The sequence below is a fragment of the Streptomyces sp. NPDC031132 genome (genome assembly GCF_055570595.1).
Genome location: NZ_JBVIGX010000040.1, coordinates 1 through 22,719 on the forward strand (window position 1 = coordinate 1; position 22,719 = coordinate 22,719).

The 22,719-nt window shown below is 72.5% G+C and carries 21 protein-coding genes; 7 read left to right on the forward strand and 14 right to left on the reverse strand.

Annotation, left to right across the window (positions count from 1 at the left end; genetic code table 11):
- Positions 1 to 258: 258 nt before the first annotated feature.
- Together ACZ49B_RS33955 and ACZ49B_RS33960 are read right to left on the reverse strand one after the other, a co-directional pair.
- Entirely contained in the window at positions 259 to 1,290 is a 1,032-nt protein-coding gene (locus tag ACZ49B_RS33955; protein WP_468313691.1) for an AraC-like ligand-binding domain-containing protein, read from the reverse strand.
- A gap of 137 nt (positions 1,291 to 1,427) precedes the next feature.
- Positions 1,428 to 2,258, reverse strand: coding sequence for a maleylpyruvate isomerase family mycothiol-dependent enzyme (locus tag ACZ49B_RS33960; RefSeq protein WP_468313693.1), 831 nt, complete (start codon positions 2,256 to 2,258; stop codon positions 1,428 to 1,430).
- A 149-nt stretch (positions 2,259 to 2,407) separates the two neighbouring features.
- Between ACZ49B_RS33960 and ACZ49B_RS33965 the strand changes: the two genes are divergently transcribed.
- Positions 2,408 to 3,184, forward strand: a complete 777-nt coding sequence (locus ACZ49B_RS33965) for a carbon-nitrogen family hydrolase (RefSeq protein ID WP_468313696.1) — start codon at positions 2,408 to 2,410, stop codon at positions 3,182 to 3,184.
- A 152-nt stretch (positions 3,185 to 3,336) separates the two neighbouring features.
- The gene (locus ACZ49B_RS33970) at positions 3,337 to 3,684 is read left to right on the forward strand and encodes a hypothetical protein (protein WP_468313698.1); all 348 of its coding nucleotides are present in this window, start codon (positions 3,337 to 3,339) and stop codon (positions 3,682 to 3,684) included.
- Here ACZ49B_RS33970 and ACZ49B_RS33975 read toward each other — a convergent pair.
- Positions 3,620 to 4,141, reverse strand: a complete 522-nt coding sequence (locus ACZ49B_RS33975) for an LURP-one-related/scramblase family protein (protein WP_468313700.1) — start codon at positions 4,139 to 4,141, stop codon at positions 3,620 to 3,622. The genes ACZ49B_RS33970 and ACZ49B_RS33975 overlap by 65 nt on opposite strands.
- Before the next feature lie 32 nt (positions 4,142 to 4,173).
- Between ACZ49B_RS33975 and ACZ49B_RS33980 the strand changes: the two genes are divergently transcribed.
- From ACZ49B_RS33980 to ACZ49B_RS33990, 3 genes are all read left to right on the forward strand, one after another.
- Positions 4,174 to 4,977, forward strand: a complete 804-nt coding sequence (locus tag ACZ49B_RS33980) for an ATP-grasp domain-containing protein (protein WP_468313703.1) — start codon at positions 4,174 to 4,176, stop codon at positions 4,975 to 4,977.
- Positions 4,978 to 5,005: 28 nt separating this feature from the next.
- Positions 5,006 to 5,527: a DUF4240 domain-containing protein gene (locus ACZ49B_RS33985; protein WP_468313706.1), complete on the forward strand. Its 522-nt coding sequence runs from the start codon at positions 5,006 to 5,008 to the stop codon at positions 5,525 to 5,527.
- Positions 5,528 to 5,657: 130 nt separating this feature from the next.
- A complete protein-coding gene (locus ACZ49B_RS33990; protein ID WP_468313708.1) occupies positions 5,658 to 7,493 on the forward strand; it encodes an NHL domain-containing thioredoxin family protein in 1,836 nt (611 codons plus the stop codon).
- 148 nt (positions 7,494 to 7,641) lie between these two features.
- Here ACZ49B_RS33990 and ACZ49B_RS33995 read toward each other — a convergent pair whose 3' ends face one another.
- The 3 genes from ACZ49B_RS33995 to ACZ49B_RS34005 form a co-directional block, all read right to left on the reverse strand.
- Positions 7,642 to 8,934, reverse strand: a complete 1,293-nt coding sequence (locus ACZ49B_RS33995) for a M18 family aminopeptidase (protein ID WP_468313711.1) — start codon at positions 8,932 to 8,934, stop codon at positions 7,642 to 7,644.
- 100 nt (positions 8,935 to 9,034) lie between these two features.
- Entirely contained in the window at positions 9,035 to 9,775 is a 741-nt protein-coding gene (locus tag ACZ49B_RS34000) for a hypothetical protein (RefSeq protein ID WP_468313714.1), read from the reverse strand.
- A 190-nt stretch (positions 9,776 to 9,965) separates the two neighbouring features.
- Entirely contained in the window at positions 9,966 to 11,792 is a 1,827-nt protein-coding gene (locus tag ACZ49B_RS34005) for an acyl-CoA dehydrogenase (protein ID WP_468313809.1), read from the reverse strand.
- Between the two features lie 184 nt (positions 11,793 to 11,976).
- Here ACZ49B_RS34005 and ACZ49B_RS34010 point away from each other — a divergent pair, with 184 nt between their 5' ends.
- Together ACZ49B_RS34010 and ACZ49B_RS34015 are read left to right on the forward strand one after the other, a co-directional pair.
- Positions 11,977 to 12,438: an SseB family protein gene (locus ACZ49B_RS34010; protein ID WP_042815576.1), complete on the forward strand. Its 462-nt coding sequence runs from the start codon at positions 11,977 to 11,979 to the stop codon at positions 12,436 to 12,438.
- A gap of 124 nt (positions 12,439 to 12,562) precedes the next feature.
- Entirely contained in the window at positions 12,563 to 13,549 is a 987-nt protein-coding gene (locus tag ACZ49B_RS34015) for a pirin family protein (protein WP_468313717.1), read from the forward strand.
- 36 nt (positions 13,550 to 13,585) lie between these two features.
- On the opposite strand, the gene ACZ49B_RS34020 is transcribed toward ACZ49B_RS34015, so the two are convergent.
- From ACZ49B_RS34020 to ACZ49B_RS34055, 8 genes are all read right to left on the reverse strand, one after another.
- Entirely contained in the window at positions 13,586 to 14,845 is a 1,260-nt protein-coding gene (locus ACZ49B_RS34020) for an ABC transporter permease (protein WP_468313719.1), read from the reverse strand.
- Positions 14,842 to 15,597, reverse strand: coding sequence for an ABC transporter ATP-binding protein (locus ACZ49B_RS34025; RefSeq protein ID WP_468313722.1), 756 nt, complete (start codon positions 15,595 to 15,597; stop codon positions 14,842 to 14,844). The genes ACZ49B_RS34020 and ACZ49B_RS34025 overlap by 4 nt, the downstream gene beginning before the upstream one ends.
- The gene (locus ACZ49B_RS34030; RefSeq protein WP_468313724.1) at positions 15,594 to 17,114 is read right to left on the reverse strand and encodes an efflux RND transporter periplasmic adaptor subunit; all 1,521 of its coding nucleotides are present in this window, start codon (positions 17,112 to 17,114) and stop codon (positions 15,594 to 15,596) included. The genes ACZ49B_RS34025 and ACZ49B_RS34030 overlap by 4 nt, the downstream gene beginning before the upstream one ends.
- A gap of 19 nt (positions 17,115 to 17,133) precedes the next feature.
- Positions 17,134 to 17,712 (reverse strand): hypothetical protein, encoded by a 579-nt coding sequence (locus ACZ49B_RS34035; protein WP_468313727.1) that lies wholly within the window; start codon positions 17,710 to 17,712, stop codon positions 17,134 to 17,136.
- The gene (locus tag ACZ49B_RS34040; protein ID WP_468313729.1) at positions 17,709 to 18,644 is read right to left on the reverse strand and encodes a hypothetical protein; all 936 of its coding nucleotides are present in this window, start codon (positions 18,642 to 18,644) and stop codon (positions 17,709 to 17,711) included. The genes ACZ49B_RS34035 and ACZ49B_RS34040 overlap by 4 nt, the downstream gene beginning before the upstream one ends.
- Positions 18,645 to 18,747: 103 nt before the next feature.
- Positions 18,748 to 19,053, reverse strand: a complete 306-nt coding sequence (locus ACZ49B_RS34045) for a hypothetical protein (RefSeq protein WP_468313732.1) — start codon at positions 19,051 to 19,053, stop codon at positions 18,748 to 18,750.
- Between the two features lie 310 nt (positions 19,054 to 19,363).
- Positions 19,364 to 20,425 carry an AI-2E family transporter gene (locus tag ACZ49B_RS34050; RefSeq protein WP_468313812.1) on the reverse strand — a complete coding sequence of 354 codons (1,062 nt, stop codon included), beginning with the start codon at positions 20,423 to 20,425 and terminating at the stop codon, positions 19,364 to 19,366.
- The gene (locus ACZ49B_RS34055; protein WP_468313815.1) at positions 20,422 to 22,611 is read right to left on the reverse strand and encodes a SpoIIE family protein phosphatase; all 2,190 of its coding nucleotides are present in this window, start codon (positions 22,609 to 22,611) and stop codon (positions 20,422 to 20,424) included. Before ACZ49B_RS34055 ends, ACZ49B_RS34050 begins: the two co-directional genes overlap by 4 nt.
- Between the last annotated feature and the right edge of the window lie 108 nt (positions 22,612 to 22,719).

The following is a 22,719-nucleotide window of genomic DNA, read 5'->3' on the forward strand; positions in this document are numbered from 1 at the left end:
CCGCAGCGGGGCCCGGCCCCTCGCCCGGGCGGGGGCGGGAGGGGGGGGGCGGGGGACGCCCCCCACAAGGCGCTGGAGGGGAAAACCGAGCCCCCGGGGGGGGGGGGGGGGGGGGGGCGGGGGGGAAGACCCCCCGGAAGCCCGGCGCAGCCGGGGCCGCTTGCGCGGCGGCGCCGCACCCGAAGCCCGTCCAGCCCCCGGCAGGGCCTGGCGGGACAGACCCCCGTCCAGTCCCGCCCGGCCCGGGCCGTACCGACCCTACGGCCGCGCAACACCCCCGGATGTGCCTGGTGCGCACGGCCCGTTGACGTTGCGCGCAAGCGAAAGGGCCTCCCGAACCGCCCGGTGCCGGAACTCGGTGGGGCTCGTCCCGTACGCCTCCCGGAACGCCCTGCTGAACACGGACGCGTTGGTGAACCCCCACCGCCGCGCCACGGTGTGGACGGGTTCGTCGACCAGCCCGGGGTTCCCGAGATCCGCCCGGCACCGCTCCAGCCGGCGCCGCCGGATCCCGGCCGCCACCGTTTCGCCCCGGTCCCGGAAGAGCTGCTGGAGACGGCGCAGCGAGATGCCGTGCCGGGCGGCCACGGCCGACGGAGTCAGCTCCGGATCGCCGAGGTTGTGGTCGACGAAGACCTCGATGCGCTCCAGCAGGGCGCGGGTGCGGGCTTCGGGCGAGAGCTTGTCCTGCACGCCGAGTTGCCCGGCCAGACAGGCGCCGACCAGGTCGTGGGCGACCGTTCCCAGCCGGTTCAGCTCCGCCGGCCCGCAGTCGGCCGCGTGCGCCGCCAGCGACTTCATGTACTGGGCGAGGATGGCCCCCATGCCGTGCCCGCCCGCGATCCGGTGGGCCAGCAGCCGTTCGACCCGGGCGCCGCGCAGCGGCATCGCCTCGCGGGGGAAGGACAGGATGATCGCCCGGACCCGGCCCCCCTCCCCGTCGGGGACGGCGTCCGACTCCATCGGCAGCGAGGTGTCCCAGAGCACCAGGTCCCCGGTGAACAGGCCCGATTCGCCCCGGTTCTGCGCGAGCGACATGGCCCCGGTGGTCACGAGCCCCAGCTGGTACTGCTCGGGATCGCTGCGCCGCACGTGGGCCGCGGTGCGCTGCGAGCGCAGCGAGCTGAACTCGAACGACGACACCTGCACGCCGCCGAGATCCAGGACGGAGGCCTCGGCCCAGAAGTCCCGGACGCGTTCACTGCGGATCGCCGTGGGCACGAGCTCCTGCGCGATCACGTCGGTGAACCAGTCGAGCCGCTCCGGCGCCGGTACCGCGGCAGCCGACATCCTTGCCCACACCCCGAGTACCCCCTTCTCCTGCTCTGCGTTGGCCCGCCCATGACAGGGACGTGACATCGACAGGAGCGGTTCTCGGCCGCAGTGAGGGACGAGCGGGGCGAGCGGGGAGGGGGCGTGGACCGCGCCTAGGGGGTGACGGCGAAGTTGGCCAGGATGGCCGCGGCCAGCTCCGGGTCGCCCTCCGTCTTGACCCGGTCGGCCACGGCGTGGGGCCGGACCCGCCCCGCCGCGAGGCGTACGTACGTCTCCCAGTCCGTCGTCAACGTCACCGCCGGGCCCAGCGACGGCGTCCCGTCCACCGTCCCGCGCCCCTCCGCGTCCACCCGTACCGTCCGCATGAACTCCACCGGACCGTGCACGTCGATCACCACCGCCGAGTTCGCCGGCGCCCCCGCCAGCTTCGCGACCACCTTCGGCAGCCCCGCCAGCAGGATGTCCCGCGCCACGTACGCCCCCGGGGAGTCCCAGTTCCCCGGCACGCCCAGCGCCGCCCGCAGGTCCTGCTCGTGGATCCACACGTCGAATGCCCGCAGCCGCAGCGCGAGCTCCAGCGTCACCTGATCGCCCAGCGGCCCCCGCACCATGGTGTCCGGATCCCGCTTCTCGTTGCGCAGCTGCCGCGACCGCCGGATGATCGTGTACTCGAGCTCCGAGGTCATCTCCGGCGCGGTGTGGTGGCGCCGGACGTCAACCTGGACCTCCATGTACCGGCTGAACTCGTCGACCACGTGCCGCAGGTCCCTCGCGACGGTGTGGATCGGCCGCGGATCCCCCAGCTGCTCGCACTCGATGCCGATGATGTGTGACACCACATCACGGACGGACCAGCCGGGGCACGGTGTCGCCCGGTTCCACTCGCCCTCCGTCAGCGGGAGGACCAGCTCGGATATCGCCTCGATGGAGTGGGTCCACGCGTCGGCATAGGGCTGGAGGCTGGGATGCGGCTGGACGGTCAACGGGACCCCTCGCGTGCTGTTCAGTGGCGCGTTTTCTGGAAGCGTGTGGACTGCTTCCAAAACTACGCTGCCGGTGTGCACCCCGGCAGTGCTTTCGTGTGACGATCGTAGGCCCGAGTTGACGGCTTGAATGCCAGGACGGTGGTACTGTGCGCGCCTCGCTGATCCAAATCGCGGTGACCGACGGGGAGTCGGTCGCCTCCCGACGTGCCCGGGTGGCCGATCTCGTACGGGATCAGGCCGGCTCGGATCTGGTCGTCCTGCCCGAACTGTGGACGGTGGGTGCCTTCGCCTACGAGCAGTTCGAGACCGAAGCCGAGCCGCTGGACGGCCCGACGTACGAGGTCATGTCCAAGGCGGCGAGCGACGCCGGGGTCTGGCTGCACGCCGGCTCGGTCGTGGAGCGCGCGGGCGACGGCTCGCTGTACAACACCGCCCTCGTCCTCTCCCCGTCCGGCGAGCTGGCCGCCACGTACCGCAAGATCCACCGCTTCGGCTTCGACCAGGGCGAGGCCGTGCTGATGACGCCCGGCGACTCCCTGACCACCGTGACGCTGCCGGAGCAGACCCTCGGCATCGCCACCTGCTACGACCTGCGCTTCCCCGAGCTGTTCCGCGGCCTCGTCGACGCCGGGGCCACGACGATGGTCGTGGCCGCGGGCTGGCCGGCCCGCCGCCGGGCCCACTGGACCCTGCTGAACCGGGCACGGGCCGTCGAGGACCAGTCGTACGTCCTGGCCTGCGGGCTGGCCGGTACGCACGCGGGCGTCGAGCAGGCCGGACACAGCCTGGTGGTGGACCCCTGGGGCGAGGTCCTGGCCGAGGCGGGCCCCGCCGAGGACGTCCTCACCGTCGACCTCGACCCGGCGAAGGTCGCCGAGACCCGCGACCAGTTCCCGGCCCTGAAGGACCGCCGGCTGCGCTGATCGTCGCCCCGAGGCACCGCGGGCACCGCAGGCCCCGCAGCCCCGGCGTCCCGGGAGGACCCGGTTGACGCCGGGGTTCGCGGGCAGAGGGGGAGGAGCGGGCGGAGCCGGACGCCGGTTCCGCGACGAGGAGACGAGGGGGCGGGTGCGCCGTGACGGATGACGCAGAGGACGTGCTGGAGGCCGCCCTGGAGCCGCACGAGCCCGCCGCCGCGGAGATCGAGGCCCGCCGGCGCGTCCGTGACCGGGCCACCGACATGACCCACCACGAGGCGCAGGCCGCCCTCGAGGCCGTGGTCGCCGAGGCCGGCGACCTGGAGTGCGCCGACGCGGCCGTCCGCGCCGAGGCCGCCGAGTGGCAGCGCATCACCGACCTCCTGTACGACCACGGAGGCCCCTACACGCCGGACACCGACGCCTACGTCCAGGGCCAGCTCACGGCCCGGGATCACCATCGGGACCGGCCCCGCCCTCCCGCTGCCTGTCCGCCAGCCGGATGACGCACACCGCGACCGCGATCAGCAGCGCCGCGTCCGCGTCCTCGCGGATCACGTCGACGGCGTACGTCTCGCGGATCCGGTACCACTGGCGCGAGATCAGCGTGAGGAGCTCCCCCTCGTACTCGATCTTGAACTCCCGGTCCAGGGGCCGCCCGCTCACGTCCAGTTCGGTGCCCTCGACCAGCGTCACGACGTAGTGGTTGCGCAGCAGGGAGAGCCGCTTGCGGCGGATCACGGCGAGCCGGCGCTCGTCCCGTTCCAGCGTCATCGCGTCGCGCAGGCTGAACAGCTTCTCCCGCAGCGTGATCAGGATCTGCCCGTCCGGGTCCTTCAGCTCCAGCGTGTCCCGGAAGCGCAACGCCTTCCCGTCGACGAGGAACGCGTGCCTCCCGTCCTCGTCCTCGATCCAGTAGTCGTCCCCGACGGCCAGCATTTTGTCGCGAACCAGGTATTTCATGCCCGCATCGATGCCCGCGATAGGTTGCCGTCATGCCTCTGCTCTACGTGACCGACCTGGCGTACCCGGCGCGCGGCCGCCGCTACTGCGACGAGGACATCCTCCTCACCTCCCGCCTGCGCGAGCACTTCCCGCTGGCCCTGTGCCATCCGCTCGACGCGGCGCGCATGATGGCGGGCTTCGACGCGGTGATCGTCCGCAACAGCGGGCCGGTCCTGCACTACCAGGAGGCGTACGACTCCTTCCGCGCGGCCGCCCTCGCCGCCGGCACCCGTGTCTACAACCCGCTCACCGGCCGCGGCGACATGGCCGGCAAGCAGTACCTCCTCGACCTCACGGCCGCCGGCCACCCGGTGATCCCCACGATCGACGACCCCGCGGACCTCGCGCTGCTCCCCTCGGTGCCCTCGTACGCGGTGAAGCCCAAGCAGGGGGCGGACTCCATAGGCCTGACCTTCACCCCGACGCCGGCCGGCCCGGCGGGCGAGAACCTCATCCAGCCGCGCATCGACTTCGCGTACGAGGTCTCCTTCTACTTCGTCGACGACGCCTTCCAGTACGCCCTCTACGCCCCGGACCCGGACCGCCGCTGGGAGCTGAAGCCGTACGACGCCACGCCGGCGGACCTCGACTTCGCCCGCAGCTTCATCGAGTGGAACACCCTCTCGCACGGCATCCAGCGGGTGGACGCCTGCCGCGCCCCCTCGGGCGAGCTGCTCCTGGTCGAGCTCGAGGACCTGAACCCGTACCTCTCGCTGGACCTGTTGCCCCCGGCGACCCAGGAGGCCTTCATCACCGCTCTCACAGAATCCCTTCACTCGTTCCTCACCGTCTGATGTCAGAGGCAGATGCCACGCTTCCCCCATGGACAAGCAGACGTTCTGGAAGCTGATCGAGACGGCCCGGTCCGAGGCCGAAGCGGACCAGGTGGCGGCGCGCGCCGCGGAGTTGCTGGCGCGCTGCCCCGAGGCAGAGATAGCCGCCGCCCAGCAGGTCCTGTGGGACCTGCTGGCGGAGTCGTACCGCAGCCCCCTCTGGGCCGCGGCCTACGTGATCAACGGCGGCTGCTCGGACGACGGCTTCGACTACTTCCGGGGCTGGCTCCTGACCCAGGGCGAGGCGGCCTTCGCCCGCGCCCTGGCCGACCCCGACTCCCTCGCGGAGCACCCCGCGGTCCGCGAGGCGGCGGCGGAGGGCCTGGAGCTGTGGGACGAGGAGGCCCTCTCGATCGCCTGGACGGCGTACGAATCGGCCACGGGCCGCGAACTCCCGTCGGACTCCTTCACGATCAGCTACCCGCCGCTGGACCCGGCCTGGGACTTCGACTTCGACGACCCGGCCCAAACCGCCCCCCGCCTGCCCCGCCTGAGCGCCCTCTTCGACTAGAGCCCGCTGGTGTCGAGGTCGAAGGGCGCCGGCAGGCGGACCGTCTCTCCGAACGGTGCGGCCCGTCGACCGTCGTGTAGCCGAGCCGCCCGGGCCCGGCGAACAGAGGGCGGGATGGCAAGCTTGAAGCATGAACGATCCCGTCCCGGCGCCCACCCCCGCGCCTGCGCCCCGCCGTGCCCGTCTCCGTGCCCCCGAGCTGATCGGCAAGGGGGGCTGGCTGAACACAGGCGGGAAGGAGCTGACCCTCGCCGACCTGCGGGGACGGATTGCGATTCTCGATTTTTGGACCTTCTGCTGCATCAACTGCCTGCACGTCCTCGACGAGCTGCGGGAACTGGAGGAGAAGCACCGCGACACCGTCGTGATCATCGGGGTGCACTCGCCGAAGTTCGTGCACGAGGCCGAGCACGCGGCCGTCGTCGACGCCGTCGAGCGGTACGAGGTGCACCACCCCGTGCTGGACGATCCCGAGCTGGCCACCTGGAAGCAGTACGCCGTACGGGCCTGGCCCACGCTCGTCGTGATCGACCCCGAGGGGTACATCGTCGCGCAGCACGCCGGTGAAGGGCATGCGCACGCCATTGCGCGGCTCGTGGAGGAGCTCGAGGCCGAGCACGAGGCCAAGGGGACGCTGCGGCGCGGCGACGGGCCGTACGTGGCGCCCGAGCCGGTGGCGACCGACCTGCGGTTCCCCGGGAAGGCGCTCGTGCTGCCGTCCGGGAACCTCCTCGTGTCGGACTCGACGCGGCACCAGCTCGTGGAGCTCGCCGCCGACGGCGAGAGCGTCGTACGGCGCATCGGCAGCGGGGAGCGCGGGTTCGGACCGGGCGCCTTCAGCGAGCCCCAGGGGCTGGCCCTGCTGCCCGACGGCTCCGTCGTCGTCGCCGACACCGTCAACCACGCGCTGCGCCGCTTCGATCCCGCGACGGGCGCCGTCGAGACCGTCGCCGGTACCGGACGGCAGTGGTGGCAGGGGTCCCCGACCTCCGGGCCGGCCCTGGAGGTGGACCTGTCCTCGCCGTGGGACGTGGCCTGGTGGCAGGGCAAGGTGTGGATCGCCATGGCGGGCGTGCACCAGCTGTGGACCTGGGACCCGGAGACGGGGACCGTGGCCGTCGCCGCCGGCACGACCAGCGAGGGCCTGCACGACGGACCCGCCCTCGAGGCCTGGCTCGCGCAGCCGTCCGGGCTCGCGGCCGCCGGGGACCGGCTGTGGATCGCCGACTCCGAGAACAGCGCCCTGCGGTACGTCGAGCCCGAGGGCGACGGGTACGCCGTACGGACCGCCGTCGGGACCGGCCTGTTCGACTTCGGGCACCGGGACGGCGACGCCGGCCAGGCCCTGCTCCAGCACCCGCTCGGGGTGACCGCACTGCCCGACGGCTCGGTCGCGGTGTGCGACACGTACAACCACGCCCTGCGCCGCTTCGACCCGGCGACCGGCCAGGTCTCCACGCTGGCCACCGACCTGCGCGAGCCCAGCGACGCCGTGCTGGCCGGCGAGGACATCGTGGTCGTCGAGTCGGCGCGGCACCGGCTGACCCGGCTGCGGCTGCCGGAAGAGGCCGTACGGGTCGACGCCGTCGCGCACCGCACCCAGCGGGCCGCCACCGAGGTCGCCCCGGGCACGCTCCGGCTCGACGTGGTGTTCCAGGCGCCGACCGGGCAGAAGCTCGACACCCGCTACGGGCCCTCGACGCGGCTGCTGGTCTCCTCGACCCCGCCGGAGCTCCTGGTGGCGGGCGAAGGGGCCGGGACGGACCTGTTCCGGGAGCTGGCGCTGAACCCGGACGTCACCGAGGGCGTCCTGCACGTCTCCGCGATGGCGGCGTCGTGCGACGACGACCCGGCGAACGAGTACCCGGCCTGCCACGTGCACCAGCAGGACTGGGGCGTGCCGGTGACCGTCACGGCGAACGGCACGAGCCGCCTCCCGCTCGTCCTGGCCGGCATGGACGCCTAGGGGGTGCCCGGCTCGGGTCCCGCTGCGGGGCCCGAGTCGAGCCCGCCCGCCCGAGCCCGCGGCCCCGGGCCCCCGCCCCGAACCCGCGCCGCCTCCCGGAGATCCCGGCAGGCGGCGCAGCGCGCGCTCCGTACGCGGTGCGGTGGCGTCAGCCCTCGAGGAAGGCCACCAGCGCGTTCGCGAGCAGGTACGGGTCGTCCGCACCGCACAGCTCGCGGGCGCTGTGCATCGAGAGGATCGCGACGCCGATGTCCACCGTCTGGATCCCGTGGCGGGCGGCCGTGATCGGGCCGATCGTCGTGCCGCAGGGCATCGAGTTGTTCGAGACGAAGGTCTGCCACGGCACGCCGGCCCGCTCGCACGCCGCCGCGAACACCGCGCGCCCGCTGCCGTCCGTCGCGTACCGCTGGTTGACGTTGACCTTCAGGATCGGGCCGCCGTTGGCGCGCGGGTGGTGCGAGGGGTCGTGCCGCTCCGCGTAGTTGGGGTGCACGGCGTGGCCGGTGTCCGCGGACAGGCATACGGTGCTCGCGAAGGCCCGCGCGCGGTCCTCGTACGTGCCCCCGCGCGAGAAGACGGAACGTTCCAGCACGTTCCCCAGCAGCGGGCCGTCCGCGCCCGTGTCCGACTGCGAGCCGGTTTCCTCGTGGTCGAACGCGGCCAGCACCGGGATGTGGTCCAGCTTGTCGGCGGTCGAGGCGGCGGCGAGCGCGGCGACGCCGGCGTGCACCGAGAGCAGGTTGTCCATCCGCGGGCCGGCGAGGAGCTCCCGGTCGCGCCCCAGGTACGACGGCGGCTCGATCGAGTGGACCATCAGGTCCCAGCCGGCCACCGAGCCCTGCGGCAGGCCCTCTTCCTCCTCCAGGAAGGCGATGAGGTCGCCCTCCCGGACCTCGCCCAGGCCCCAGATCGGCTGCATGTGACGCTGCTTGTCGAGCTTGAGGCCGTCGCTGTTGACCGACCGGTCCAGGTGGACGGCCAGTTGCGGGACGCGCAGCAGTGCGCGGTCCACGTTCACCAGCCGCTCGCCGCCGTCGCGCAGGCTCAGCCGGCCCGCCAGACCCAGGTCCCGGTCCAGCCAGGTGTTGAGCAGGGGGCCGCCGTAGATCTCGACGGCGATCTGCCGCCAGCCCTGTGATCCCGTGTCAGGCAGCGGCTTGACGCGGAGGTTGGGGGAGTCGGTGTGCGCGCCGACGATCCGGAACGGGGTGTGCGCGGCCGCGCCCTCCGGGACGAACCAGGCGATGAGCGCTCCGCCGCGGAGGACGAACCGGCCCCCGCTGCCCGAGTCCCAGGCGTCCGTTTCCGACAACTGCCTGAAGCCTGCCTTTTCCAGCCGCTCGGCCGCGTTGGCCACGGCGTGGTACGGCGACGGACTGGCCGTCAGAAAGGTCATCAGGTCGTCGGTGTGTCCGCGGTCGAAGCGGGCGGGAGAGCTCATGTGGTTCACCTTAACGACGGTCGTGTTCGCCATGGTCGGACTGCGGCGGATAGCCGGAACGCCGGGGCCGCGGGTCGTGTGGTCCACTTCCCGGCGGCTTTCAGCCCGGCGGGCGCTCGAATCGGCGCTGCAGCTGCCTGCGCTCGCCCCGGCGGATGCGCGGGAGCATCTCCGGGGCCGTCGCGGAGCGCTGCGCGCGTCTCTTGCGTCCGGCGCAGAAGATACAGGCCTCACCGGGCGGCGCGTCCGGATCGATGGGTGCGCCGGGGTGCTCGGAGCAGCCGGAGGCGTTGCGGGGCCGGGACAGTTCGCGGGCCACGATGAACGCCCGGTGGAGATCGTCCGCGATCCGTACGAACTCCTCGGCGGGGGAGGAGAAGCCCAGGTGGAAGCGGCGGTCCTCGACGGTGCGGAGGTGGTCGCGCAGGGCTTGCAGGGTGTACGGGGGGTCGGGCACGGGGTAGCCCAGCCGGCGCTGTTCCCCGGCGGGCGGGGCGGCGGTGGCCGCGCGGGCGCCCTGGGCGCGCAGCCCGAGGCGGCGCCGGTCGTTGCAGATCAGGCAGCGGCCCCAGCCGTCGGGTGCCTCGGGGTCGAGGGCGCCGTTGGGGTGCTCGGAGCAGCCGGTGTAGCTCTTGGCGGGGGCGAGCCCGGCGGCGGTCTGGAAGGCGGTGTAGAGGGCGTCGGCGACGGCCTCGTACTCGGCGGGGTGGGCGCCGTCGTACAGCTCCCGCAGATGGTCGCCGAGACTGCCCAGGGCAGCCTGCAGCTCCTTGAGGGCGTACGGCCGCCCGGTCGGGACGGAGTACCCCCTGCTGTTGCCGTGCTGCTCTGCTGGGCTCATGCCTACGAGCGTCCCATGAACCACCGACAACCTGTGAATGCCGCCGGTGGACAGCCTGTGGGCAGCCCGTGGACAGCCTGTGGGCCGCCGGTACGCCGCCCGTGCGCGGCCGGTACGCCGACGGCCGGACCCCCCTGCAGAAGGGGTCCGGCCGCCGGTGTGTGACTGCCGGTGCGGCGCAGCCGGGTGACTAGAAGGCGGCCTCGTCGAGCTCCATCAGGGAGTTGTCGACGACCTCGGCCAGCGCGCGGGCGACCGAGACGTTCGGCAGGACCTGCGAGGCGAAGAACTTCGCGGCCGCGATCTTGCCGGTGTAGAACGGGACGTCCTTCGCGGAGGCGCCCGCGAGCTTCTCGGCGGCCACGGCGGCGCCCTTGAGCAGCAGGTATCCGACGACCACGTCACCGGACGCCATCAGCAGGCGGGTGGTGTTCTGGCCGACCTTGTAGATGTTCTTGACGTCCTCGCCGGTGGCGGTGAGGTCGACGATCATCTGGCCGACGATGGCCTCCAGGTCGACCGCGGCCTTGGCGAGCGCGTCGCGGGCGCCGGCCAGCTCCTCGCCGCCGGCGGCCTCGGCCAGGAACTTCTTGATCGTCTCGGAGAGGACGTTCAGCGAGGCACCCTGGTCGCGGACGATCTTCCGGAAGAAGAAGTCCTGGCCCTGGATCGCCGTGGTGCCCTCGTAGAGGGTGTCGATCTTGGCGTCCCGGATGTACTGCTCGATCGGGTATTCCTGGAGGTAACCGGAACCGCCGAAGGTCTGCAGCGACTGGGCGAGCTGCTCGTACGAGCGCTCCGAGCCGTAGCCCTTCACGATCGGCAGGAGCAGGTCGTTCAGGCCGATCTCGGCGGAGGCGTCCTCGCCCGCGGCCTGCTTGAGCTGGATCGCGTCCTGGACGGAGGCGGTGTACAGGACGAGGGCGCGCATGCCCTCGGCGTACGCCTTCTGCGTCATGAGCGAGCGGCGCACGTCGGGGTGGTGCGTGATGCTGACCTTGGGCGCGGTCTTGTCCATGAAGTTGGCCAGGTCCGGACCCTGCACGCGCTCCTTGGCGTACTCCAGGGCGTTCAGGTAGCCGGTGGAGAGCGTCGCGATGGCCTTCGTGCCGACCATCATGCGGGCGAACTCGATGATCATGAACATCTGGCGGATGCCGTCGTGCTTGTCACCGATCAGCCAGCCCTTGGCGGGGTGCTGGTCGCCGAAGGTCATCTCGCACGTGTTGGAGGCCTTGAGGCCCATCTTGTGCTCGACGTTCGTCGCGTACACGCCGTTGCGCTCGCCCAGCTCGCCGGTCTCCCAGTCGAAGTGGAACTTCGGGACGAGGAAGAGGGACAGGCCCTTGGTGCCGGGGCCGTGGCCCTCGGGGCGGGCGAGGACGTAGTGGAGGATGTTCTCCTCCATGTCGTGCTCACCGGACGTGATGAAGCGCTTGACGCCCTCGATGTGCCAGGAGCCGTCCGCCTGCTGAACGGCCTTGGTGCGGCCGGCGCCGACGTCCGAACCGGCGTCCGGCTCGGTGAGGACCATGGTGGAGCCCCAGCGCTTCTCGACCGCTATCTGCGCGACCTTCTTCTGCGCCTCGTTGCCCTCTTCGAAGAGGATGCCGGCGAACGCCGGGCCGGAGGAGTACATCCAGATGGCCGGGTTCGAGCCGAGCAGCAGCTCCGCGTAGGCCCAGATCAGGGAGCGGGGCGAGGTGGTGCCGCCGATCTCCTCGGGCAGGCCCAGACGCCAGTACTCGGAGTCCATGAAGGCTTCGTAGCTCTTCTTGAAGGACGCCGGGACGGGCGCGGTGTTGGTGGCCGGGTCGAAGACCGGCGGGTTGCGGTCGGCGTCCGCGAAGGATTCGGCCAGCTCGTTCTCGGCGAGGCGGGCGATCTCGGACAGGACGCTCTTGGCGGTGTCGGTGTCCATCTCACCGAACGGTCCGGTGCCGTACAGCTTGTCGCGGCCGAGCACCTCGAAGAGGTTGAACTCGATGTCGCGGAGATTCGACTTGTAGTGCCCCATGGCGACGGCTCCGTTAAGGCTCGGGAAGACAGGTTCCTCGTACATACCAATCGGTAATGTCATGATGCTACCCGCGGGTAATAAGACGCAACCCTTGCCGGTCGACTGTGACCAGGGTCAAGCCCGGCAACCCTGGCGGGAATGCGCGTCCACGGGGCGCGGGGCTCTCGGTAGGCTTCGCCCCATGTACGGCTACGACCAGAACGTGAGCGCAGGGCAGCAGCAGTACGCCGCCCCGCAGCAGATGGCCGGCGGGTACGGCGAGCAGCCGCTGTACCCCGAGCCCTCGCCGCCGTCGCTCGCCGACGCGGTGCGGGCCTTCACCACCGGGTCGCTGTCCGCCGAGGACTTCCAGCAGATCTTCGCCACGTCGAAGGTCTACTGCCCGCGCGGCGAGACCCCGGGCTTCCTGGCGCTGCACAACACGCAGCAGCCGGTGATCCCCATGTTCACCACGCTCAAGGAGCTCCGCCGGTACGCCGGCAAGGAGTCCAAGTACTTCGTCATCACCGGCGCCGAGGTGATCGACCTGCTGCCGACCGGGTACGGCTTCGTCCTCGACATGGAGGGCGACCACCGGATGGTCTTCGACGCGAAGGCCGTGGAGCAGATGGTCGACTTCGCGATGCGCCGCATGTACGGCTAGACGCCGTAGGCGCAGGTGACGGCTTCGGGCCCCGGGGAAATAACCCCGGGGCCCCTTCTGTTCTGTGGGGTGTGGCAGAAAGTTCGAGTTTCAACTAAACTCGACGCAGAAGGAGGTTCCGACCATGCCTGCAGTGACTGTGGAGAACCCGTTGACGCTCCCCCGCGTCGCCGAGCCCGCCCAGGAGACCGCCGCCCGCAAGGTGCTGGCCGTCACGACCGCTCCCGGTGGGTTCGAGGGCGAGGGGTTCCCGGTGCGCCGCGCGTTCGCCGGGATCAACTACCAGCACCTCGACCCGTTCATCATGATGGACCAGATGGGCGAGGTGGAGTACGCACCGGGCGAGCCCAAGGGCACCCCGTGGCACCCCCACCGCGGCTTCGAGACCGTCACGTACCTGATCGACGGAACCTTCGTCCACCAGGACAGCAACGGCGGCGGCGGAGTCATCAACGGCGGTGACACCCAGTGGATGACCGCCGGCTCGGGCCTGCTGCACATCGAGGCCCCGCCGGAGTCCCTCGTCGTGTCCGGCGGCCTCTTCCACGGCCTCCAGCTGTGGGTGAACCTCCCCGCCTCCGACAAGATGATGCCGCCGCGCTACCAGGACATCGGCGGCGGCCAGGTCCAGCTGCTGTCCACCCCCGACGGCGGTGCCCTGCTCCGCGTGATCGCCGGTGACCTGGACGGCCACGCCGGCCCCGGCATCACCCACACCCCGATCACGATGATCCACGCGACCGTCACCCCGGGCGCGCAGGTCACCCTCCCCTGGCGCGAGGACTTCAACGCCCTCGCGTACGTCATGGCCGGGCGCGGCAGCGTCGGCACCGACCGGCGGCCCGTCCACACCGGGCAGACGGCGGTCTTCGGCGACGGCGGCTCGATCACGGTGCGGGCGGACGAGTCCCAGGACTCGAACACCCCGGACCTGGAGGTCATCATCCTCGGCGGGCGCCCGATCCGGGAGCCGATGGCGCACTACGGGCCGTTCGTCATGAACAGCCGGCAGGAGCTCCAGCAGGCCTTCGACGACTTCCAGGCGGGCCGGCTGGGGACCATCCCCACCACCGCCCGGGAGCGCACGAAGTCGGCGGACCAGCACTCCTGACCCCGGCTGACCGCGCCCGGCGGCGCCGGACACCCCCTAGCGGCGCAGGGCCTCCGCCGGCTGCGTCCGGGAGGCCCGCCAGGCCGGGTACAGGCCGGCCAGCACCCCGGTGACCAGTCCGATCAGCGGCGCCACGGCGACGGTGAGCGGCGACATCACCGGGGTCCAGTCGCGCAGCGCCGACACCCCGACCACGGTCAGGGTGCCGAGCGTCGTGCCCACCAGGCCGCCCACCGCGCCCTGCGCGGCGGACTCGGCCAGGAACTGGGCGGTGATGTGCCGCCCGCGCGCGCCCAGGGCCCGGCGCAGCCCGATCTCCCCGGTCCGCTCCAGCACCGCGACGAGCGTGGTGTTGGCGATCCCGACCGCCCCGATGACCAGGCAGATCGCCGCCAGCAGCAGGAACAGCTGGTCGAGGTCGGAGGTCACCCCCGCCCGCAGCGTCTTCGGGTCCGGCGGCGGCGCGGGCGTCAGCCAGTCGGGATGGTCCGGGCGCAGTGCGAGCGGGAGTTCCGCGGCCACCTGCCGGGCCGCGCCGAGCTCGGTCACCACCAGCATCCGGGCCCGCTGGGCGTTGTCCGGCGGCCCCCACAGCTTCTCTGCGGTGCCCCGGGGCACGATCACCGACAGCAGCAGGTCCGGCTTGCGGTCCGCCCCGCTCGCGATGCCGATCACGGTGAACGGGTGCTCGCCGATGAACACCGCCGGGCGGCTCTCCAGCGTGGTGATGCCCAGGCGCGCCGCCATGGCCGAGCCCACCACCGCGACCTGTTCGGTGCGCCCGTCGTGGAAGGCGTCGTACGCCCGTCCGGAGCCCAGCGTGAGTCCGGCCGCGCGCAGCATCCCCGGGGAGGCCGCGACCACCGGGATCCGCTCGCCGGCCGCCCCCGCGACGGGGGCCGACCGTACGGTCGTCTCGCCCAGCGGCACCGGCCAGAACACCCCTGCGGCGCGTACCCCGTTGAGCGTGCCCGCCCGGGCGTCCGCGTCGCGGGGGAAGGCGAGGGGTACCTGCCGGGCGAGCTGGGGATCGCCGCCGCCCGCGGTGTCCTGGACGCCGACCTCGGTGGCCGTCAGCGCGTTGAAGCGGCTGTCGATCTGCGAGGAGGCGGTGGCCGTGAGGCCCAGGATCGCCACGAAGGTGCCCACGCCCAGGACGGTGCCGAGGCCGGTCAGGGCCGAGCGGGCGGGTCGCTGGAGCATCCCGGCCAGGGCCTCGGAGAGCAGGTCGCGCAGGGACAGCCGGGAGGGCGTGATCCCGGTGTCCGGCTGCCGGCGTCGCCTGATGCCCCTCATGCCGTGACGACCTCGCTCAGGACCCCGTCGCGGATGGACACCGTCCGCCGGCCGCGGGCGGCCACGTGGGGGTCGTGCGTGATGACCAGCAGGGTCAGCCCCTCGGCGTGCAGCGCGTCCAGCAGGGCCAGTACGGCGTCCGCCGTGGCGGTGTCCAGGTTCCCGGTGGGCTCGTCGCACAGCAACAGCGAAGGTTCGGCGACCAGGGCGCGGGCGATGGCCACGCGCTGGCGCTCCCCGCCCGACATGCGGGTCGGGAGATGGCCGGTGCGGTGGCCGAGGCCGACCCGCTCCAGCGCCGTACGGGCCCGGTCGGCGCGTTCCGCGCGCGGGACCCCGTTGTAGACCATGGCGAGGCGGACGTTCTCCAGGGCGCTGCGGTGCGGCAGGAGATGGAAGGACTGGAAGACGAAGCCGATGCGCTGCCCGCGCAGGGCGGTCCGGTCGCGGTCGCGCAGGGCGCCGGTGTCGATGCCGTCGAGCAGGTAACGGCCGGTGGTCGGGGCGTCGATGAGTCCGGCGACGTTCAGGAACGTGGACTTCCCGGAGCCGGAGGGGCCGACCACGGTGACGTACTCGCCGCGCTCCACGGTCAGTTCGCAGGGCCGCAGCGCCTGGACGGGCGGCGGTCCGGGGTAGGTGAGGCCGACGCCCTCGAACCGGACGACCGGGGCGGGGCCGGGCGCGGGGCCGGGCGCGGCGTCCGGCGCGGCTTCCGAGGGGGCCTCCGCGGCCGGGTGGGCGGCGGTCACGGCTTCGCCTGCGCGACGAGCACCCGGTCGCCGTCGGCGAGCGTGCCACCGCCGACCGGCTCGACCTGGACCATCCCGTCGGCGGACATCCCGGCCCGGACCTCGACCCGGCGCCGGGCGTCCGCGGCGGCGGGGTCCTTGCCCAGCACCGTGACGGTGGTCCGGCCGTCGGCGCCCGCCGAGACGGCGGAGAGCGGTACGACGAGCACCGGCTCCCCGGAGGAGGCGGCGGTCACGGTGAGCCGTACGCCCTGGCCGGAGAGCCGGGGGTCGAGGCTCTGGTCGGGCTTGACGGTCAGCGCGTACCCGCCGGAGTCCTGCGCGGCGGCCGGCGCGTTCTCCCCGGAGCCCGCGCCGGAACCGGAGCCGCCTGCGCCGCCCGTCGGGGAACCGGCCGAGGCGGGCGTCGGGTCGGTGGCGACCGAGCCGACGGTCCCCGTGGCGGTGAGCCCGGTGGCCTCGGACAGCACCTCGACCTTCATGCCGGCCTTGACCAGGTCCTTCTGGTGCGCCGGGAGCGAGGCGCGGATCACCGGAGCGCCCGCCGAGAGGGTCAGCAACCCGTCCGGGACGGCTTCGCCGACCGCGGCCTTGACCGCGTCCACGCGGGCCGGGAAGCCCTTGACGAAGACGAGCTCGTCCGCCGGGACCATCGGGCCGGCCGCCGCCCGGGCCGCCTCCAGGCGGGAGGCGGCCTTGGCCAGGTCCTGCTGGGCGAAGGTGAGTTGCTGCTGCGCCTCGGCGGTGTCGCCGCCGCCGACCGCCTTGGCCTTGGCGAGCGCGGACTTGGCGGTGGTGACCTGCCGCTGGGCGGTGTCGGCGGCGTACTCCGCGGCCTGGAGCTTCTCGGCGTCGCCGGGGTCGGCCGGCCGCGGGGTGTAGCCGAGCGCGGCGTAGAGCGCGGTGACGGCGGCCTTCGTACCCGTGCCGTACGTGCCCGCCGGATCCTTGCCGGTGGCGTGGCCCAGCGCCTTGAGCCCGTCCTGGAGCTGCCCGACGTCCTTGCCGGTGGCCCCGGGCTTCAGGTCCCGGTACACGGGCAGGGCCCCGGCCAGCGCGAACACCGGCCGCCCCGACACCTCGACCAGTACCTCACCGGCCCGTACGGCGGCCCCGGGCTGTTTGTTGACCCGCGTGACCACGGGTTTCCCGCCCGTCCCGGTGGCAGCGGCGGCCCCGGCCCCCGGGGACACCGTCAGCGACTGCTCGGCGGTGACCGTGCCCCGTACGACCACGGAGGAGGTGAGTACCCGCCGTTCGACCCGGTCGGCGAGGACGGACGCGGGCGGCGCCGCGGCATCGGCCGCGACCTGGGCGGGGGAGCGGATGGCGCCGGCGAGGACCACCCCGGCCCCGGTGAGGGCGACGGCGCCCGCGACGACCCAGACCAGGATCCGGCGGCGCCGGCCGAGCGAGGCCCGTACGTCCTCGGTCCCGCCTGCGGCGTCGGGCTTCTCGGCGGCGTCCTTCTCGGCGGCGTCCGACTCCTCGGTGGCGGTGGCTTCTTGATGTTTCACGTGAAACCCACTTCTTCGTTCAGCAGTTCTCGCTGAGCACCTCGAGGGAACTCACCTTCCAGGGCGCGCCCTCCTTCTCGCGGGTCAGCGTGAAGGCGCCCATCTGGGTCGGCTTGTCCTGGAGTTGGTCGACGGGCTGACCGGTCTTGGCGTCATGGATGAGCCAGCGGTCCAGATCGACGCAGTCGTGCAGGATCCGGGTCTGTGCGCCGGGGGTCTCCACGCCGGCGACGCGGTGGCCGACCTCGCCGAGCAGCACCTGGCCGCCGGTCTTCGAGTGGGCGAGGTTCTCGCGGAGCTCCTGCAACTGCTGCCCGGTGGCCACCCGTTCGACGGCCGGATCCTGGGGATCGGGTGCCCGGTTCGCGGCGAGCCAGGTGGCCCAGTACGTGTCGTACGCCTGCTGTACGTCCGGGCTCGGCGGCTCCAGCGCCGCCGGGGTGCTCGCACCGGCCGGGGAGGCGGCGGAATCCGCGGAATCCGCGGAATCCGCGGTGCACCCCGTCGCCAGGAGGAGAGCCAGAGCCGCCGCGACGGCCGGCAGCAGGCCGGAAACCGCGGCCCGCGGGCCGGCCGGCCGCGCGGGGCGGGCCCTCACGCCGAGCCGTCCTTCAGGACCTTCTCCGCGTATGTGACCTGCTCGTCCAGGCGCTTCTTCTCCTGGTCCAGATCCTGCTTGCGCCGTTCGATCAGGCCCTTCTGGTAGGCCGTCAGGACCGCGCTCCAGGTGTCCGTGAGCTTCGTCTTCTGCTTGCAGGACACGTCCGTGGTCGCGGCGGTGATCTCCTCGGAGGTGACGGGCCCGGTCCACCGGGTGCCCTCCATCTGCTGGAGCTCCCAGGGCGTCTTCACCTGGAACCCCGCGTCGCGCATGCAGGTGCTCCACTGCGTGATGCCCGCGACGATCCGGCTGTCGCCGCGCGCCCGGTCACCGGCCTGCTGCGTGAGCTGGTCGACCAGGCTGTTGCCGGCCGGGGCGGCGGACGGGCCGGTGGTGCTCCTCGGGTACAGCTTGCGGTCGGCCTCGCCCGCGCAGCCGCCTTCCGGGGCACCCGGATGGGCCGGTCCGCCGTCCTGCGGGCCGAACAGGGCGGCGGTCTCGTTCGGGTCGCGCTTCTTCTCGCCGGCCGCGTCGCGGTCCGGCAATGCGCCGGTCCGGTACCCGTACTTCTGGGCGGATTCGGCGTCGACCAGGCCGATTCCGGTGGTGGCCCGGTGCGCACCGGCGCTGGTGACGTAGGTGCTCGCGTTCTTGAAGGAGGCGAATCCGATGCGGTGCATACAGGACTCGGTGAGCAGGTCCTGGGCCTGCCGGAGCACCTTCGCCTGGTTCTGGTCGAAGGCGTAGGCATCGAGCGGGAGCACGGCGTTAGCCGGGTCCGCCTGCGGCGTGACGCTCACCTGTGGTTCGGCCGTGGGACCGTCGGGTCCCCCCTGTTGCGCCGCCGGTTCGGCGGTGCAGGCGCCGAGCGCCGCGGCCGCGACGGCACCGGCCAGCAGCAGGGGCAGCCGTGGGCGTGGGTGGAGCACGATCAGCCTTTCCGTGGTGGTCTGGTGGTCGTACACTGCCCGGCACGCCCGGGGCCGGGACCGATTCCAGCGGTCCCGGCCCCGGGCGGCTGCGAGCGCCCGATCAGCAGGGATTGGCCGCCCACTTGGTGAGCAGGGTCATCGAGCTGTACCCGGTGACACCGGTGTTGTTGTTCTTGTGCCGGTCCCACCAACGGTTGCCGTTGATCACGGTGCCCGACTTGTAGCAGATGGGCGTGATGGTGTGGCTCTTGTAGCCGAGGCCGTTGACGGAGGCCGAGGTGGTGGAGTTGGAACGGATCCGGACCCCGTCCTCGGTGTAGTCGCCGGCGTGGGCCACGCTCACGGAGCCCATGACGATCGTCGCGGCGGAGAGTGCCACTGCGGTGAACCTTGCTGCCTTGCGCACGCTGTCTCCTCTTGGATATCGGACACGTCGTGGTGCAGCCGAGAGGAATGCTCCGCGGCACAAGCGCTGCAGCGGCCCCCCGGTCCGGTGAATGACGATGGCACGAAGACGAATGCCGTACCAGGGGGATCCGGGCGTGCGGCGGAGACCGGCTTGAATGCTGCGTTTCGGGGCGCCTGGCCGGTTACACGGACTCTTCAGATCCTTTTGCGCATTTCCGCAGGAGGGGGCGGCGGGCGGAAAACGGACCCCTTGGGTTCTCCGCGAACGGATGATCGGGGACCGCTTGTCGGTTGTCCTGAAACCCTTGTTACTGCGGATCCTCGTGTTCCTCGGGGCGCTCGGCCCCCGCGTAGCGCCCCCGAAGCTCCGACCCCACGCCGAACGCGGCCGCCGTCAGCGGCACGGCCAGCAGCATGCCCAGGATCCCGGCGACGCTGGCGCCGGCGGTGATGGCGAGCAGGACCACGGCCGGGTGCATCTGCACGGTGCGGCTCTGGATCGCCGGCTGGAGGATGTGCCCCTCCAGCACCTGTACGGCGACCACCACGCCCACGGCCCACAGGCCGATGATCCAGCCCCGCTCGGCGAACGCGACGAGGACGGCCACCGCGCCGGAGATGAAGGCGCCGAGGTACGGGATGTAGGCGCCGACGAACACCAGGGCGCCGAGGCCGACGGCCCCGGGGACGCGGAGCACGAGCAGGCCGACCGTGATGCAGACGGCGTCGATCAGGGCGATGAAGGTGGTTCCGCGCATGAAGCCCTCGACGGCCGTGAAGGCGCGGCGGGCCATGGCCACGACGGTGTCGCCGGCGGCGTGCGGCGCGAGCGAGCGCAGCGCTCCGGCGGCGCGCTGGGAGTCGCGGAGGAAGAAGAACATCAGCAGCAGCGCGAGGACGGCGGTGGCGAGCATCTCGCCGACGACGCTGATGCCGGTGATGACGCCGGAGGCGGCCGTACCGCCGAACTTGGCCAGCAGCTCCTTGGCGTGGGAGGCCAGGTCGTCGAGGGAGGTCCCGGCGGCCCCGAAGTGCCGGGCGAGGCCCTGCCCGGCCTGCTTGAGGGAGCCGACGATCTGGTCGCCGGTGCTGATCAGGGCGTGGACGACGACGTAGATGGCGCCGCCGAACACCACGAGGACGGTGAGGCAGGTGAGCGCGGCGGCGAGGGAGCGGGGCACGCCCGCCCTCACGAGCCGCCGGTGCATCGGCCCGAGCAGGGCCGTTCCGAGCAGCGCGAGCAGGACCGGCGTGACGGCGGTCTTGAAGGTGATGCACAGCCACACGCCGACGGCGACCACGCCGGTGACCAGCAGCGCGACCGCGCACCAGGCGGCCAGCCGCCTGACCGGCGGGGGAAGCAGAGTCAGCACGGGGAGCCGTCCTTCGCCTGTTCGTACATCTCGAACTTCGCCTGTTCGTACATCTCGAACCAGATCGACTTGCCCTCGCCGCGCGGGTCCACGCCCCAGGTGTCCGCCAGCATTTCCATGAGCAGGACGCCCCGCCCGCTCGACGACATCTCGCCCGGATGCCGCTTGTGCGGCAGCTCGTCGCTGGCGTCCGCCACCTCGATGCGCAGCTTCCGCGTCCCCAGCTCGCCGACCGCCTCCGCGACCAGCAGGGCGTCGCCGTCGGTGTGCATCAGGACGTTCGTGACCATCTCGGAGACCATGAGCACCGCGGAGTCCACCTGTTCCTCGTCCGCCCAGTCGTGCAGCAGCTCCCGGATCTGCCGGCGGGCGCCCGCGATCCGCTCCGGCTCCGCCTGCGCCACGGTCAGCACCGTGCGGCGCGCCGGCCGGGTCGGCTGCGCCGCCGGGGTGCCGCAGCCGAAGTCCGCGTCGTCCCGGCACAGCAGGACAACGGCTATGTCGTCCTCGCGCCGGTCGGCCAGCGGGCCGGTGGTGTGGTGCGAGGAGGGCCCGTGCACAGCCTGGACCAGCAGGTCGGCGAGCTTCTCCAGGCCGTCGGACCCAAGGGTCCCGGGATCGTGCGTCTCGGATTCGAGGATCGCCCGCAGCCGCGCCCAGCCCGTGTCCAGGTCGTGCCCGCCGGTCTCGATGAGCCCGTCGGTGCACAGCATCATCGTCTCGCCGGGCTCCAGCGTGAACCGCGTCGTCGGGTAGTCCGTGTCGGGGACGATGCCGAGCGGGAGGCCGCCGGCGGTCGGGCGCATCAGCACCGTGCCGTCCGTCATCCGGACCACGGGGTCGGGATGGCCGGCGCGGGCCACCTCCAGCAGCCCGGTCTCCGGGTCGCACTCCACGTACAGGCAGGTCGCGAAGCGCGGGCTGCCGAAGTCGGAGTCCTCGTACGAGTTCGGCCCCTGCGAGGAGCACAGCCCCGCCAGGAAGCGGGAGGCGCGGGAGAGCACCGCATCCGGCCGGTGGCCCTCGGAGGCGTACGCGCGCACCGCGATCCGCAGCTGCCCCATCAGCCCGGCGGCCCGCACGTCGTGCCCCTGCACATCCCCGATGACCAGGGCGAACCGTCCCGAGGGCAGCGGGATCATGTCGTACCAGTCGCCGCCGACCTCGAGCCCGCCGCCGGTGGGGACGTACCGGGCGGCGATCTGCATGCCCGGGATGTCGGGGCCGAGCGTCGGCATCATCGACCGTTGCAGGCCGGTGGTGAGTTCCCGCTCGGATTCGGCCACGCCCGCCCGCTGGAGGGCCTGGGCCAGCATCCGGGCCACCGTCGTCAGGACGGACCGCTCGTCGGGGGAGAAGGACACCGGGTGTTTGAACGCGGCCATCCAGGCGCCCATGGTGCGCCCGGCGACGATGAGGGGGAGGAAGGCCCAGGAGATCCGGCCGAATCGCTGGGCGAGCGGCCAGGTGGCCGGAAAGCGCCGCTTGTAGTCCTCGGGGGAGGGCAGGTAGATCGCCCGGCCGGTCCGGACGACCTCGGCGGCCGGGTAGTCCGTGTCCAGCCGCATGTCCGTGAAGGGGTCCTCGTCCCCGGGACCGTGCCCGTGGTGCCCGATGATCGACAGCCGGTCCCCGGCCACCCCGAAGACCGCCAGCCCGTCGGGGCTGAAGCCGGGCATCGAGAGCGACGCCGCGACGCGCAGCACCTCGGCCGTGGACCGGGCCTCGGCGAGCGCCCGCCCCGCGTCCAGCAGGAAGGCCTCGCGCGAGCGCCGCCAGTCGCCCGTGATCGGGGTGTGCACGGCGGTGGTGCCGGGCTGCGGCTCGGCGATCTCCTGGATGGTGCCGATCAGCTCGTAGTCGACGCGGCCGTCGACGCAGCGGTTCTCGACGGGCTTGGAGCGGCTGCGTACGGTGCGCAGCACCCGACCGTCCTCGTCCATGATCCGCAGCCGGGCCTCCGCGAGGGTGCCCTCGGCCACCGCGAGATTGACGATCCCGTTGATCTCGTTCCAGTCCACCGGGTGAAACCGCGACCGTACGGCGACCTCCGGCAGGACGACGGGCGCCGCGGGCAGCCCGAGGAGCCGGGCGGCCTCGCTGTCGAGAGTGACCGTCCCGGAGGCGTTGTCCCACCGCCACAGGCCCGTCGCGATGGCGGCCAGCACGTCCTCGGTGCGCACCCGGTCATCTTTACAGGTCATCCCCCCGGCGTGCCTGTTCACAGGGGCCGCCGGGCACTCCCGCACGGTCCCCGGCCCGGACGGTAACCTTGTGAGGGTTGAATCCAC